General features: G+C 44.8%; 9 protein-coding genes and 1 other RNA gene. 3 read left to right on the top strand and 7 right to left on the bottom strand.

The annotated features are described in order from the left end of the window. Window positions 1-20 precede the first annotated feature (20 nt). From D464_RS0106400 to ssrA, 3 genes are all read left to right on the top strand, one after another. Window positions 21-2,105 carry a type IA DNA topoisomerase gene (locus D464_RS0106400; protein ID WP_018910666.1) on the top strand — a complete coding sequence of 695 codons (2,085 nt, stop codon included), beginning with the start codon at window positions 21-23 and terminating at the stop codon, window positions 2,103-2,105. A gap of 107 nt (window positions 2,106-2,212) precedes the next feature. Continuing rightward, complete coding sequence (locus D464_RS0106395; RefSeq protein WP_018910665.1) at window positions 2,213-8,392, top strand: helicase-related protein; 6,180 nt, start codon at window positions 2,213-2,215, stop codon at window positions 8,390-8,392. A gap of 85 nt (window positions 8,393-8,477) precedes the next feature. Next, window positions 8,478-8,876, top strand: a transfer-messenger RNA (tmRNA) gene (gene ssrA, locus D464_RS13150). Between the two features lie 221 nt (window positions 8,877-9,097). Here the strand turns inward: ssrA and D464_RS0106390 are convergent. The 7 genes from D464_RS0106390 to D464_RS0106360 form a co-directional block, all read right to left on the bottom strand. Continuing rightward, window positions 9,098-10,009 carry a nucleotidyl transferase AbiEii/AbiGii toxin family protein gene (locus tag D464_RS0106390; protein WP_004360032.1) on the bottom strand — a complete coding sequence of 304 codons (912 nt, stop codon included), beginning with the start codon at window positions 10,007-10,009 and terminating at the stop codon, window positions 9,098-9,100. Further along, entirely contained in the window at window positions 10,002-10,766 is a 765-nt protein-coding gene (locus D464_RS0106385) for a type IV toxin-antitoxin system AbiEi family antitoxin domain-containing protein (protein ID WP_004360031.1), read from the bottom strand. The genes D464_RS0106390 and D464_RS0106385 overlap by 8 nt, the downstream gene beginning before the upstream one ends. Before the next feature lie 198 nt (window positions 10,767-10,964). Further along, window positions 10,965-11,273 carry a helix-turn-helix domain-containing protein gene (locus D464_RS0106380; protein ID WP_004360030.1) on the bottom strand — a complete coding sequence of 103 codons (309 nt, stop codon included), beginning with the start codon at window positions 11,271-11,273 and terminating at the stop codon, window positions 10,965-10,967. After that, window positions 11,261-13,327, bottom strand: coding sequence for a bifunctional DNA primase/helicase (locus D464_RS0106375; protein ID WP_018910664.1), 2,067 nt, complete (start codon window positions 13,325-13,327; stop codon window positions 11,261-11,263). Before D464_RS0106375 ends, D464_RS0106380 begins: the two co-directional genes overlap by 13 nt. Then, entirely contained in the window at window positions 13,324-13,716 is a 393-nt protein-coding gene (locus tag D464_RS0106370; RefSeq protein WP_018910663.1) for a hypothetical protein, read from the bottom strand. Before D464_RS0106370 ends, D464_RS0106375 begins: the two co-directional genes overlap by 4 nt. Further along, window positions 13,703-14,182: a hypothetical protein gene (locus tag D464_RS0106365; RefSeq protein ID WP_018910662.1), complete on the bottom strand. Its 480-nt coding sequence runs from the start codon at window positions 14,180-14,182 to the stop codon at window positions 13,703-13,705. The genes D464_RS0106370 and D464_RS0106365 overlap by 14 nt, the downstream gene beginning before the upstream one ends. Window positions 14,183-14,718: 536 nt before the next feature. Then, on the bottom strand, window positions 14,719-16,014 hold the full coding sequence (locus D464_RS0106360; protein WP_018910661.1) for a histidine-type phosphatase: 1,296 nt from the start codon (window positions 16,012-16,014) through the stop codon (window positions 14,719-14,721). Window positions 16,015-16,601 lie beyond the last annotated feature (587 nt).

Here is a 16,601-nt window from a genome sequence, read left to right as displayed (position 1 = left end):
CCTTAAAACCAAACCTAACTATGATTACTTGTATTATTGCCGAGAAACCCTCGGTAGCCAGAGATATAGCCCGTATCGTAGGGGCAAATGGCAAGCAGGACGGATACTTGGAAGGTAACGGCTATCTTGTTACTTGGGCGATGGGACACCTCATCACCCTTGCCATGCCCGAAGCCTACGGTTTTGCAGCCTATAAAGCCGAAGACCTACCCATCCGTCCAAATCCTTTCAGGCTTATCGTGCGACAAGTGCGAAAGGACAAGGAGTACACGTCAGCCCCCGCAGCACTCAAGCAGCTCAAAGCCATTCGTGGTTGCTTCGACAGTGCCGACCGCATCATCGTAGCCACCGATGCCGGGCGTGAAGGTGAACTCATCTTCCGCTATATCTATCAGCACTTGAACTGCCACAAGCCTTTTGAAAGACTTTGGATTTCCTCACTCACGGACAAAGCCATCCGTGAAGGACTTGCCCATCTCAAGGCAGGAACTGCGTATGACAATCTCTATCATTCTGCCAAAGCAAGAAGCGAAGCCGATTGGCTTGTGGGCATCAATGCCAGCCGTGCCCTGTCCATTGCACGCAAAGGCGGTTACTCATTGGGACGGGTGCAGACCCCGACACTCGCAATGGTCTGCCGTCGGTACATAGAGAATCGTGATTTTTCTTCCGTCCCTTATTGGAAACTCTCCGTAGCAGCAGAGAAAGAGGGCATATCGCTGAAAGCCGTGAGCGATAGTGCATTCGAGAATGAAGCCGATGCACAGTCCGCTCTCGCCATGCTTCGCGAACAGAGCCGGCTTACCGTTACTTCGGTCGCAAGACGGGTGGGACACACGTCGCCACCCCTCTTGTTCGACCTTACCTCCCTACAGAAGGAAGCCAACCGAAAGCACGGCTTTTCAGCAGATAAGACCCTCTCAATCGCACAAAGCCTCTATGAGAAGAAAATCACGACCTATCCCCGCACAGGCAGCCGATACATCAGTGAAGACGTTTTCGAGGAAGTACCCGACTTATTTGGCAAGATAGGCACTGCACTTCCGACACCGCTCAATCGCCACTCGGTGGACAACGACAAGGTAACCGACCACCATGCCATCATCCCTACGGGTGAAACTCCATCGGGACTATCGGCAGATGAAACGACCATCTACCAAATGGTAGTCCATCGTTTCATCGAAGCCTTCTCTCCCGACTCGGAGGAAGAGAGGATGCAGGTGGAACTGACGGACGGTACAAATACCTTCATTTGGAAAGCGTGCCGAAGCATTTCTTTGGGATGGAAAGCCGTGCAGCAAGGTACTGAGATGCACGTAGAAAAAAGCCAGGAAGATGAAGAACAAACCTTATCCGTATTGCCCAACCTGACAGAAAACGAGGTGTTACCACTGCTTTCTTCAGAGATTACCGAACACAAAACCAAGTCAAAACCGCTTTATACAGAAGCAACGTTGCTTTCCACTATGGAGAATGCTGGTAAAGAAGTTTCAGATGCAGAAAGTAAAAGAGCGATGGCAGAATGCGGCATCGGTACGCCCGCTACCCGTGCCAACATCATCGAAACGCTCATTTTGCGTGAATATATCCGAAGAGAAAAGAAAACGATAGTTCCGACAGAGAAAGGCTTGGCAGTCTATGAGATTGTCAAGGACAAACGGATTGCCAATGCAGAGATGACAGGCTCGTGGGAACTGACCCTTGCCGCCATAGAGGCAGGACAGATGCCGCCCGAGAAGTTCGCGCAAGGCATCAACTCCTACGTGGAGACTATTTGCGAGGAACTTCTTGCCCTTGCTCCACAGGTGCAGAAAGCCTATCCCACCTACCGCTGCCCCAAATGCGGTAATGAGAGTGTGGGCATCTATGCCAAGATTGCCAAATGCAGGCATGAGGGCTGCGACTTCCGCATCTTCCGAGAAATCTGCGGCACGTTCCTTTCCGAAGACAATATCCGTGATTTGATAACCACCGGGCGAACGCCCATTCTCAAAGGATTGACGAGTAAGGCTGGCAAAAAGTTCAACGCACGTCTTGTTCTGGGCGAAGACCATACCACCTCCTTTGAGTTTGAAGGAAAGAAAGGAAAAGCACGAGGGAGATAGTTTACACAGACTCGGAGATAAAATAAATTAGTCGGGAGATAGGAAAAATTCTATATGACTGAAATAATCTCCCGACTAATTCCTCTCCATCTTAAAACAGAAAAACTATGGCATACAATAAGAAAGCTGTCTTGGAGGGCAACACGGAAGCCATCCGTGTGGTCCTTCGATTAGAAAAAGAACGTCGTGAAGCCACCGATGCCGAAAAAGTCTTGCTTAGAGGTTATCAAGGTTTCGGTGGTCTGAAATGCGTCTTAAACCGTTGTGATAATCCCGATGACCTTCGTTATTGGAGTGCATCGGAGCAAAACCTATTCGCGCCGACCCAAAGACTCAAACAGATGATTTACCGTGATGCCGTCGATGCCAACACAGCCAAACGCTATTGGGAGAGCATCAAGGCAAGCGTACTGACTTCCTTCTATACCGACACCCGTATCGTCTCCGCCATTGCCGATGCCCTAAGTGCCACCGATGTGCAAGTAAGACGATGCCTGGACCCTTCCGCAGGTATGGGAGCCTTTACCGAAACCTTTGCCAAAAGTGCCGGTATGGTCGATGCTATGGAAAAAGATCTGCTGACGGCACGCATCACACAAGCCCTTCATCCTTACGGCAAGGACAATATCTTTGTTCGGCAAGAACCCTTTGAAGCCATCGGAGAACTGGAAGACAAGGACAAGTACGACCTTATCACCAGCAACATCCCCTTTGGCGACTTTATGGTTTATGACCGTAGTTATAGCAAGGGGGAGAATATCCTTAAACGGGAATCCACCAGAACCATTCACAATTATTTCTTTGTAAAAGGGCTGGACACTATCAAAGAGGGCGGACTTCTTACTTTCATTACCTCGCAGGGCGTATTGGACAGTCCTAAAAATGAAGCTATCCGTCGTTACCTCATGCAGAACAGCAGGCTTATCTCCGCTATCCGTTTGCCTTCGGGCATGTTCTCCGAGAATGCAGGTACGGATGTGGGCAGCGACCTCATTGTGCTGCAAAAGCAGAGTGGCAAGGAAATTGGTGAGGGCATCGAGCAGCAGTTTGTACAAACCGCCTCTGTTCCTAAAGGCGACGGCTTTTCTATTGCGTTCAATCATAACTCACTTTTTGAGGGCGAATGGAAAGATATTTCCCACCGCACGATTGCCACAGACCGCACGATGGGTACGGATCCTTACGGCAAGCCTGCTTGGGAATATACGTTTGACGGAAGTATCGAGGATATGGCCGACAGCCTGCGTACGCAACTCTCTTTGGAAGTGGAGCAGCGTTTCGATCGTAAACTCTATGAAACCGGCATACCCATGACCGAGGAGGAATGGCAGGTACAGGTGGACAAGATGGTGCAGAAAGTGCAAGAAAGCATAAAAACAGAACAAACACCTCTGTTACAAGAGTCCAAGGACAAGGGGGATAAGGGAGAAGAAAAAGAAGAAGAAAATGCCTACAATTTGATGCCCGACAGCACCAAGAAGCAACTTCCCAAGCTCTATGCAACGGAAAAACAGCTCATTGGCGACCGCACGGCATACGCTCGCTATTTCTTTCCGATGGGAGCCTATACTGCCTATATGCTGGAATACGACCCCAAGGAGCGCATCGGCTTCGGTGCCGTTACGATGGGCTATGGCTGGGAACTTGGGTATATGTCCCTCAAAGAAATGGAGGAAGTAAAGGTCAAAGGCTTGGGTATTGAGCGGGACTTATACTTCAAACCCACAAAATTGCACGAGATTGCGGAACTGGAAGAGATTGTCAGAGGACAATACACCAAAGAACCTATCATTGAGGAAGGCAAGGATGAAAGCCGTCAGGAAGTTCTGAGACCCGTGCAGGAAGGCACTCAGCCCCAAGAGAAGGTCGAAGATGGTAATAAGATAGTGGGAGATGAAGCAAGAGACGAAGCAGAGACAAAAAAAGAAGCACAAGCTGCACAGGTACTTCCAACAATAGAGCCTGAAAACGAACCTGCTCCCGAAGGTGTCCCCGTAATCACCCTTCAAAGGCAATATGAGCAGGCAAGCCGTGAAATTCGCACGGACGTGGAAGCCCCACGTGAAATGAACGGACAGACGGTATTCTTTGATGAAGACCATCATCCGATTATGGATAGCACCATAGAGACCGAAGCAACGGAGCAACTCTTGTTTGCCCCAGAAGAGTATAGTCTTTGGACACAAGATGTAGCCCGTGTAAATAATGAAATCAAAGAGGCTGCTCAACAAAAGAAGGTCAGCGATAACCAACCGCTTTCTGCGAGCAGGCAACCTAAATCGACAAGAAGTACACCCACTAGTCCCCGCAGAAACAAGAAAACTGCATCAGCCCCCGTCAGAGAGCCCTCGCTCTTTGACTTTATGGAGGAAGCCGAGCCTCGTAAGCCACAGCCCATAGCAGAAGTCAAGAAAGAGTTTGACGCTTCACCGCGTCCCTTTCTCTCATCGCCCGACTCTCATCTGAGGGACGGCTCTATTGTCGTGCAGAAAGGACAGGTCGGTTTTCTCTCTGACTTGAAACGGCATCCTACCTTCAATCCGATGGACTTGCCCTTTGCCCAGCTCTCACGGCTGAAAGCATACATTGAGATTAGGGAGAGTTATCACCGACTCTATGATTATGAGGCGAACAACCAAGCGGAGGACAAGGAAGAGCGTGAGAAACTCAATCGACTTTATGACGGCTATGTAGTGCGTTGGGGATGCTTCAACCAGAAAGTAAACACCGATGTCATCAAGATGGATGCCACCGGAGTGGAAATGCTGTTCTTGGAACGCTCCGAGAACGGCAAGTACATCAAGGCGGATATTTTCGACCATCCGACGGCTTTCTCCACCTCCGAGCTTTCCATTGCCGCAGACCCGATGGAGGCATTGGGCGCATCACTCAACAAATACGGCACGGTGGAACTTGACTATATGAGTTCTTTGCTTCCCGATATGGAAGAGAGCGATATGCTTTCTGCCTTGGAAGGACGCATCTTCTACAATCCCGAAGAGGACAGCTATGAGGTAGCCGACAAGTTTATTTCTGGCAATGTGATTGAAAAGGCGGAGCGTATCGAGTCGTGGCTCTTGGATCATCCAGAGCATGAGGAAGCGAAACAGAGTCTGACTGCCCTGCGTGCCGCCACGCCCACGCCCATTCCCTTTGCCGACTTGGACTTCAACCTTGGTGAACGATGGATACCTGCCAAAGTATATGGCAAGTTCGCCTCGGAGTTCTTCGAGACGGACATTAACGTGTCCTATCATTCCAATATGGACGAGTATTCCCTTGTCTGCGACCGAAAGAATGCCAACATTTGGCACAAATATGCCGTGCAGGGAGAATTTCGCCGTTATGACGGCATCAACCTGATGAAGCACGCACTTCACAATACCATTCCCGACATCAACAAGAGTAAGGAAGTGACGGATAAGATCACAGGAGAAACCAAGACCATTAAAGTACGGGACGGGCACGCCATACAGATGGCGAACGCCAAGATTGAGGAAATCAGACAAGGCTTTGTGGATTGGCTCGGACGTACGCCCGACACGTTCAAGGAGCAGCTCTCTGACCGTTACAACCGTCTTTTCAACTGCTTTGTGCGCCCTAACTTCGACGGTACGCATCAGTCGTTTCCCGACCTCGACCTTAAAAGACTGGGCATACCTGACCTTTACAAGAGTCAGAAAGATGCCGTGTGGATGCTGAAGACCAATGGAGGTGGTATCTGCGACCACGAGGTCGGAGCGGGCAAGACGCTTATCATGTGTACGGCTGCCTATGAGATGAAGCGATTGGGCTTGGTGAACAAGCCGATGATTATCGGTCTGAAGGCAAACGTTTTCGATATTGCCGACACGTTCCGCAAGGCTTATCCAAATGCAAGGATTCTCTATCCGGGCAAGAACGATTTCAGCAAGCAGAATCGACAGCGTATTTTTAACGACATCAAGAACAATGATTGGGACTGCATTATCCTTACGCATGAGCAGTTTAGCATGATACCGCAGGCTTTGGAGATACAAGAAGCGATTTTGCAGAAAGAAAAAGATTCTGTGGAAGAAAACCTTGAAGTGCTCCGTATGCAGGGAGCGGACATATCCCGTGCTATGCTCAAAGGTTTAGAGAAGCGAAAGCAGACCTTGGAAGCCAAGTTGCAGGGCATTCAAGACAGCATTGCCGAGCGAAAGGACGATGCCGTGGACTTCAAGATGATGGGTATTGACCACCTTTTTGTGGACGAGAGCCACCAATTCAAGAACCTGATGTTCAACACTCGCCACGACAGAGTGTCGGGCTTGGGCAATCCGGATGGCTCGCAGCGTGCGCTCAATATGCTCTTTGCCATTCGCACCATACAGGAGCGGTCGGGCAAGGACTTGGGAGCAACATTCCTTTCGGGAACAACCATTTCCAACAGTCTTACCGAACTTTATCTTTTGTTCAAATACTTGCGCCCGCAAGCCTTGGAAAAGCAGGGCATCAACAGTTTTGACGCATGGGCAGCGGTATTTGCCAAGAAGTCCACCGACTATGAGTTTTCCATCACGAATGAGATTATTCAGAAGGAACGTTTCAGAACCTTCATCAAGGTACCCGAACTTGCCTCGTTCTATGCGGAGATTTGCGATTACCGCACAGCAAAGGACATAGGCATTGACAGACCGGAGAAAAACGAGATACTGCATAACATTCCGCCGACACCTGAACAGGAAGAGTTCATCGGTAAGTTGATGGAGTTTGCCAAGAAAGGGGATGCCACAATCTTAGGTCGTGCACCGCTGAGCGAGAGTGAGGAAAGGGCGAAGATGCTCATTGCCACAGACTACGCCAGAAAGATGAGCTTGGATCTGCGCATGATAGACGAAAACGGCTACTCAGACCATATCGACAACAAGGCAAGCCATTGTGCGAAATTACTCAATGACTACTATCAGAAGTATGATGCACAGAAAGGTACGCAGTTTGTTTTCTCCGACTTGGGCACTTACAAGCCCGGTGGAGACTTCAATATCTATTCGGAGGTGAAGCGTAAGTTGGTGGAGGACTATCATATTCCGTCCTACGAGATACGCTTCATTCAGGAGTGCAAGAACGAGAAAGCCAAAAAAGCGATGGTAGATGCGATGAATCGTGGAGACATCCGCATTATCTTCGGTTCTACATCCATGCTTGGAACGGGAGTTAATGCCCAGCAGCGTGCGGTGGCGGTGCATCAACTTGACACACCCTGGCGACCCTCAGATTTAGAACAGCGCAATGGTCGGGCAATCCGTAAAGGCAATATGGTTGCCAAAGAATTTGCAGACAACAAGGTCGATGTGATTATCTATGCCGTGGAGCGGTCGTTGGACAGTTATAAGTTCAACCTACTACATAACAAGCAATTGTTTATCAATCAGTTGAAGACCAATACGCTCGGTAGTCGTACCATTGACGAGGGTTCGATGGACGAGGATAGCGGTATGAACTTTTCAGAGTATGTTGCCGTGCTATCTGGTAATACAGACTTGTTAGAGAAAGCCAAACTCGACAAGAAGATTGCCACGCTGGAATCCGAGCGTAAGAACTTCCTCCGTGAGCGTGATGCCGCAACGGGAAAGTTGGCGGAGATTGACAGTTCCGTATCTTTTCATTCGGACAAGATTAAGGAAGCCAAGGCGGACTTGGCATGCTTTGAGAAGCGTGTCGAGCGTGATAAGGACGGCAATCCTATCAATAAACTTGTCATCAAAGGTGTGGAGGGCAGTACGGATACCAAGGTCATTGCCGCACGCCTGCAGGAGATTAACGACAAGGCACGTACCAAAGGCGAGTACAATAAAATCGGAGAGATTTATGGCTTTTCCATCATGGTGAAGACAGAGAGTACCTCAAAAGATTTGTTTGACTGCTCCGTGAACCGTTTCTTTGTTAAAGGGCAGGAGAGTATCTACTATACTTATAATAATGGTAAGTTGGCTACCGACCCGAAACTTGCGTGTGAGAACTTCTTGGGTGCGCTGGGACGTATCCCCAAGGTGATAGAATCGCATGAGAAGGAGAAAGAGAAGGTTGCAGCCAATAAGGAAATCTACACTGCTATTGCTAATGGGACGTGGAAGAAAGAGGACGAACTTCGCTCGCTCAAAGGACAGGTGGCAGAGCTGGACAGAAAAATCACTTTGACGATTACTGCGGACAAAGAAGGAGATGGAGAACTCTCCCCAAAATCAGACTTGCAAAATCCTCCTGATACAGTTTCAGAACACAGTGCAAAAGAGACAATAGTACGTCATAAAGTAAGATTTTGAATCTAAAAGAATAAATTTGCAACAAAATTATCGAATCTCATTCAGCAAATTCAGAAATAATATGTAACTTTGCAGAACATACCGAGGGCTTGTATGGATTTGACGGCAAGATGAGATGGTATGTAAGCATGCGGAGGCTCGACGGCTACCTCCTAAATCTGAGTGGTCAAAAAATTAATTGGCGAAAACAATTACGCTCTCGCTGCCTAATCGAAGCATAGTAGATTACTGGCTTTATTGCGTCACCAGGTGATGCGACGAGACACTGCTCCAAGGATGTTGTTCCGAATCTAAGGGTCAAGCGGTGCAGGTAAATCGGAAATAGTTTGTGTATGCCTCGATGCATAGATGAAATTTAGAGGATAAGGTGTTGGTTGGTGGTTCAGGTCTTGCCAACACTCGAAAACAGAAGGCTGAAATAAGCATGTAGAAAGCATATGGTTTCCTTGTGCGGACCGGAGTTCGACTCTCCGCAAGTCCACTAAAAGAGAGGACTATTAATTGTTTTTAAGCAGCTGATAGTCTTCTTTCTTATTATGCTCTATTCAGAGATCCATAAGATTTTGAAGTTTTAATACACCGAAAAGGGACTGTATCGACAAAGTACACAGCCCCATTTCCCCTTTTTAGAGTGCTAATAAAGCGACAAAAGTCCTTATCGGCACTATTTACGTTGCAAAGGTAGTGTTTATATTCGGATTATACCTACATCATTTTTTCAAAAAAAGTTTTGAGTTTATCAATTCCTTCTTGAAACTTCTTTTGATTTTGCTTTTTTAGTTTCTCGATATTGAGCAGTTTCCACTGTACGGATGGGTATTTGCTCAAATCACCAGCACAACATAGTTCCCATTGCGGGGAGCCTTCTTCAAAAGAAATGATGAAGTCTTTGTCCTCATCGGTAAGGCAGGCATTTACCTTTCTGATAATGTCGTTACGCGAGGACTCATAATCCTTGTAAGTGAAAGGAATATCGGTCATTCCTTTGAACTGATGTTCAAGAGCCTCCTCCTGATTAATGTCATTAGGACAAAGTGATTCTATGATGGGTTTGTCGCTTCCCAGTAAGCACAGAAACAAACCGTCTTTTACTTCATCCAATGTTTCGTCTTTCATGTACTTGCAATCAAACAAATCACGTGGGTGTTGGCGACTGAGAGCAGCCGCTATCTTACCTCCATATAGTTGTGGATAAGGTACGATGCGTGCCTTACAGTTAGCTTGAAACTCATCTTTCGCCTTTGGGCAGAGGTTCATTACTTCCGCTTCTCCAAGTATGCCACGTTTGGTGCCATTCACTTCGATTTTCACCGTAGTGCCATTGTATGTGCATTGCAGTTTCCATACATCAGTTTTATGTACCACATGTATTCCCGGTACGGCTCGTTCGATGCTCGTTTTCAAGTCTTGAAGATTCAGATTGATATGTTCCAAGCTCGTTGAACGTGCCTCCAAGGGAATATAGGTAAGATCTATATCCACAGAATACCGTGGCATGTTCTGATGAAACAAGTTGATAGCCGTACCACCATGTACGGCAAAATCTTTGATTCTATAAACCAAGGGCATGATGCGTACCAATAGTGCCACTTGACTTTTATACTGATGATTATTCATAGTCGTTCAATTCTTTGGGGATTGTCATTTTATACTTACTGAGATATACCCCCGACTTTACCAACTGCAATTTTGTAGTTCCCAAATCTATCCTAGATAAGTCTAATTCTTCAAACCAATAATGGTTTGCTTTTTCTGCCATATATAAGAATAGGCGCTTCATCTTATAGTTCTTGGTTGTTTCCAATAACGATTGGACAACCTCTGAACGCAATGTTGTTAGCTGTTCCATTATATAGTACAAGTCCATGTAGTTGTATTGCCGCGGCGATAGTAACAAGCATTCCATAAAAGCCTGTTCTGGAGTAGACGCGAGTAAATTCCAATCTAAATAAGACAAAGTCGTTATTTGTGCTTGCATAAATGCGTCTGTTTTGAAAAAATGAAAATCACGGTCGAATACGTTAAGCTTCATCCATTGAGGCATTCTCTCATTGGTAGCAGTTATCACTAGCAATGGCTTACCCATTGGCACATAATGATTGAAGCCCCATAACTCTAATGCAGAATGAGCAGCTATACGGAACTTCTTTCCTAACTGTTCATTAAACGACTGCAATGCACCATAGGCAGATAGGTTATCCCCAGTACGGTACATTACACCTCTACATAGAGGTGTTAACCATCCCGATATGCGGTATCTTTTCAATAGCTGACTGGAATATCCTCGTCCTGTTAGCCATTGAGCAAACAACAATCCGTTTTTTTGTCCTAATTGGAGCATTTGGTTGATTTTGTTACCTGTAGATACACTCATAGTTTACTTGCTTGTATTTATTTCAACCGCAAAGATAAGCAAATCATTTCAAATAATAGCTTATTGGTTGAAAATAATTCCCACAAATAAACTAATAGTTGATTTACCGTCCTAAAATTTAACTATCTTCTTCATATTCATGTCTATTTTAAGATGTGCCATAAGTTAGAATTCGGCAATAAACAAATTGCTTGTTGATCACCAACATTCTCGTTTATGAAGCATATCGTCTATCTCGTCACGAAGAAACAGCAGTCTACCATTCGCTTTGAGATATGGGATCTTTCCTGCCCATACCCAATTGTAAATGGTTTTCTGCTCTACTTTGAGAATCTTCGACACGTCGATTATGTCAAGATACTCTGGTTTAAGAGGCGGATGAATAGTTGTGTCAACAGATTGCTCTTTCATCACAAGCAGTTGGTCGAGTTTGCTCTCGATAGTTCTCAAGCTGTCAAACAATCGCTTGCACCAATCGTTCTCTGTTGTCTGTTCTAAGTATGGCATAGCTCACCCTTTTGATAGTTACCACTTGCGTCCTGCGACAATATACACTGCTCTTTCATATAGGCAATGTACTTCTTTGCCGTTCGGTCTTTGATTTCCATTTCACGCATCAATACGTCACATAGTTCTTGATATGAGAGTCTTAGCTTGGTATGGAAAGCTGATTTTACAACAGCCAAAAGTTCATCCGTCTTACGCTTTTCTTTATCCTCTTTCGACTTCTCTCCACGATAGACGTGCATATCCGCATCTTTGTCCCAGCCGAAAAGCATCATCGGCACATCGAGTGGACTGCCGTCACGCACCTTCAGAGCTTTTACAACCGAATATTCAGGGTTATCGTCTTTCTCTATGGAGAGAATACCTGCCGCCTTGCGCTGTAATTCGGAACCAATATGTCCACGCAACTTAATACCGTTAGGGACAAAATGGAGCACACAGATGATGCAAGTATTATAGATTCCTGCCAAACGATAGAGTTCATCCACAATGGCTATACTCTCCGTTTCGTCATTGGCAGATCGTATCAAGTCTGCAATGCCGTCAATTACCACAAGATGTATTCCTCCGTGCTTATGGTGAAACAAGTCCATACTCTCACGAATAATTTTCAATCTATCTTTACGAGAAAGTGAAGCCAAATAAAGAGAATGGTAGAACTCTGGTACAGACGTGACTCCTGCCCGACGAAGTGTCTTCCCCAAATTCTTATGCAACTGTGCTTCTGATTGCTCTGTATCGTAATGGAGTACAGCTAATCTTTTGGGGTTGGCGGTTACCTCCAATCCCAAAGTTTGTTCTGGTTGTAAGCGTTCTGCACCAAGAGTACCGGCAAGAATGGCAGCAATGTAGTTGCTTTTGCCTGTTCCTTCTCCGCCAGTGATGCAGAACAGATTATCCTGTGTACCGAGGGGTACGCCGTTTACTGCTACCACCGACTTCGAGGCATCGGGAGGATTGTCATAGTCTATTTCACAAGATTGCAATATCATCATCGTCTGTGCATACATTTGGGTAAACATATCAGAAAGCAGTGCCTTTAAACCTTCCGAACCATTGCCTAAGGCAAAGTAATCGGAAATATCCTTTTCTGTTTTTGTGCCTTGTAAGGGCAATGTTAAGTGAAGCACCTTAAACTTGGATAGAGCTTCGACTTGTCGTTTAGTTTCTCTTAGTCCTGTTTCATCCGTATCATACAATATGATTAGATGTCGAAAACGGAGCAATAGTCCCTCAATGATATTCTCTGGTATCTGTGCTGTCTCGCTGTTGAAACAGATGGCATTGAATCCATGAGCCGAGAGTGAAAGCACATCCTTCTCTCCCCCCGTAATGAATATCATATCGCCTTTGCAGGGCAACTGCTCAAAACCAAACACATAGTCATCCACCTCCTTGCCTCCATAGAGGAAGCGCAATTTACTATTGGGACGATAAACTTTCACAAACCTGCCAAGGCAATAAGCAAACATAGGCTCTTCTCGCGTAGAAACAAGTGAGAATGGCTTGCCCTGACTTGAAACGGATTCATAGCGTGCTAATGATTTAACATGGAAGCGTAGCAAAGTCCTGGTATCAATGCCGTATCGTCGCCAATAATTTCGTTCCTCTTCTCCAAAGGGCTGTTCGATATATGTAAACCACTTCTCGCTTGTCATGGAAGTATTAAGGTCGGGTGGAGGTAATATAGGCTGCTTTGAAGGTTTTATTAAGACAGGTCGCTTATTACCATATTCTTTTCTTTCTTCAAGACGAATATTGAGTTGTAAATCTCTGATGATTGTTTCAAGAACATTCATAAAATCTTTTCTCACGTCCAAACCGAGCATAGTTGCAGCAAACCAGAAACAATCACCTGAGTAGGCGTCATTGCCAAAGTCCTTCATGCGGTAGCAGCCAGACTTATTATCGAGGTAGATATTGCATGATGCACGCCTATCGTCATACAATGGATTACGGAAGTTGCGCTTGGGTACAAAGTTGATGGGCATGTAGAAGCAGAACACCTCCAGTCCTTTGTTCGTCCGGCTTAGTATTTCTTCTTTGATGTTCATAGTTCTTCAAATAAGGTTTGAGAATCCCCCATGTAGCCTTTAAGGACACCATCCTTGTAGGCGTTCAGACGCTGCAAAGCCTCCAAGCGGCGAAAGCCCTTGAATGTAGCCCTACCTGTCTTTACAGAAAGGTAGAGTCCTTTGAATGGATAGACCACATGATTACTTGATACATAGCGGTAAGGAATAGAGTTCGCTTCCCGCCATCTGGCAAGGGATGCCTTAGATATACCAAGCAGATGCAAGACATCTGCCGTACTTAACTCTATTTTCTCTTCTAATACAGAGTAGTCACGCTTTAGCTCTCTGATAAAGCAGGCTATCTGCCTGAACTCTTCGCGAAGAGTTTGAAGCTCATTCATTAGGGAGCGTGTTTCATGGTTTTCCATCATCATTAAGTAAGTTTTGGCAAAGTTCTACAATAGCTGACAGAAAGGGTTTCATCAGGTTCTCCTTGTCGTGTCTTGTTAGATGCCCTTTGAACTCTTCCATGAAGTTCACTATCTTCATTCCATCACTTGGCATAACCTTCATTAAAACCTTGATCAGTTCATCCAGTTCAATTGTTTCATAAAGATTCTTCACATGGGCTTTGGGTTTGGTCATCGACTCTATGGTTCCCAAAGGCAGATGTATGATTAGAACTTCTTTTCCTAAACCTGCTGCACATTTCCGATATGTGCTGATTCTGATGTCCTTTTCCATTTTGCAAGCCTTTAGGAAATTTGAATACTCGATGCTACTTGTATGAGCAGCATCTTTTGCATTGACGCATGAAAGAGCTAAAGTTTCAAGCGTAGGACAACCGATGTACAGGTGTCCCTTTTGTTCTGAGTTGCTGTTTTTGTTTGCCATAATACATTGGACTATAATGATTATGGCTGCAAAGTTCCTAATGAAATGAGCTTCTAACGGAATATCAAAATACCATTGTCTGGTAATATAATACCATTTTATATATTGATTATCAGCAGTATATCACAAGTGGCAAGGCTCTTCAGTGCACGGTGCAAGCCTATATATAGATAGGTCTTGCACCGTGCACTGAAAAATTGTAGCCACAAGCTTTCTAAAACATTTTTAGTCAAATATTTGGAAGATGTATCATCTTTTTGTAACTTTGAACCCGAAAACAAGAAGTCTATGCAACTTCTGTGCGTTCTCTCAAAAATATCTGAAATGGCTACAGATTGGCTACAGTAAAAATTGAGGTTCGGCTAAATTTCTGAATATCAAGGACTGATATAGGTAAGTTCATTTACCACCAGGTCCACATCTAAGAAAATAACATCAAAAAAGTAGGGACAGACAAAGGTGTCTGTCCCTACTTTCTGTTTTATATTATCTTGCCTTTCCACGCTACTTACCAGACAAGAATATTCCTTACCTCTTTACTCATGATAGCTGTTTAGCTTTGAGAGATAATACTTCTTGAAGTCACTCCACTTATAATAATATGGTGTAGAAGTCTTTGGGAGGGGCAGCGTTGCTTCCTCTTCATTCAATAAAACTTTCACAAGCGTTTCAGCCTTAGGCTTCCTCAGATTTTTATAGAATATGAATTGAATGTTAGCAGCCATAGGTACAATGCGTGTAGAACTCCAACCTTTCAGGTCAAGACTATCTATATCCGATACTCTGATGTCACTATTATTCAGATTAAGCAGACAGGTCAACGGCATCACCATTGTGTCATGTCCGAAACGAAGTGTCGCACCGGGATGAGGAAGTGCCAAACAAGAATCGGCATCAGTGATGATCTTACGCAAGAGATTGCGCTGTGAAAAAGGTTGATTACCTCCGCTTTGTGGTGCACTAGCATAACGCAAATACCACCAAGCATTACTACGTTCCCAAAGACGGTATAATTCTTCTGGAGTAAAGAGATTGTACAATGAAAGCGAATGACGTATTTCCGAGTTCTGAACAATACTAGCCAGACTGAAAAGATCGAATGAGAGTTGCCCTACATCCACCTTCTTTGCCACATATTCCTTATCCTTAAAGAGGCGAGTCATCAAAGGTTTTGTGTCAATATTGCGTTTGCCCCATTCGTCAATCGTATTCTTTACAGCACTACTATCCCTTTGGTGAGACAATTTTTTGTCTGATTGATTCATAAAATACATATCATGTGCACTCGCATCATGCCTAATTCGCAAGCGAGGATTATGTCGAATCAGCTCTTGCAGTTCGTTTTCCATGGACAGAATACAGCGGATAACATCCGTAGACTTAGCATCTATCCACACAGAATCACGAAAAACAGATGGGAAACGTTCGTACATTCTTCTCGCAATCTGCTGATGTTGTTGTGCTCCCAGAGGGGTCAATTCGCCCCATCGCTTATAGGATTCTGCATACATGAGGCGTAATTTCTTCAACACACCTACCCCCTCATTCGTCAAAACTCCAGCAGAATCTGCCCGCTCAAGCGTTTCAATCGGTCGAAGATATTGCTGCGCATGAATGAGATAGCGCGATCCATGTCGCCCATAATGCGAGAGATACACAGGAAAATAGCCTGACGGAGCAGGTGTCAGCTTACCAGAAGGAATCGGATAAGCTAAGTAATTGTTGGCAGAAAGTTCTGGATGAGCACTAATCTGCTGTTTGAACGATTGTGCTGTGACGTGTAGAGATGCCGAAAATGCCAGCACGCAAAGCCAAAAAAGATGTTTTTTCATATCGTTTTGATTTGTTCTAATAGCAATACAAAGGTAAGCATTTTCCATAAAGGCACATAAGAATAAACTAAATAATAGCTTATTTCACTGAAATTCGATAGTTGTTTTTCTATAGAATATACAATGAATAGAAGCAGAAGACGCCCGCTTGTTTTGTAAAAGAATATAGCAAATTTGATAGGTTATTACTGCGATATTCCGGAAAGCCACTTACTTTGCTCGAAATATTCGATTTTTGAGAGCAATAAGTCTTGTTCTTCTAATAGACTAATAACCAATCTGTTACAAATAACGCTATCATATTATTAGAAGAAAGCAGATAGATTTTAACGAAATTGGAGCATATTTTAGCCCAAAACGATGGTTATTTTCGTAAAAAACGATAGTACTTTTCATGAAAACGATACTACTTTTCACCAAAAACGATAGTACTTTTTCATAAAAAGGTACTATCGTTTTGAGTTTATTGGTATTTAGTGACTCCAAAAACCAATATTCGTTTCTAGAAAGAGCTAATTCGGAAATTTAGAATGTAAAATATCTTCTTAATGAATTCGTCTATACGAATCATCTAAAAAGATAATTGG

Source organism: Prevotella veroralis DSM 19559 = JCM 6290 (assembly GCF_000377625.1).
GTDB classification, from domain to species: domain Bacteria; phylum Bacteroidota; class Bacteroidia; order Bacteroidales; family Bacteroidaceae; genus Prevotella; species Prevotella veroralis.
Note: the sequence above shows the minus strand (reverse complement) of the source record. Positions and strands in the feature narration are given on the sequence as shown.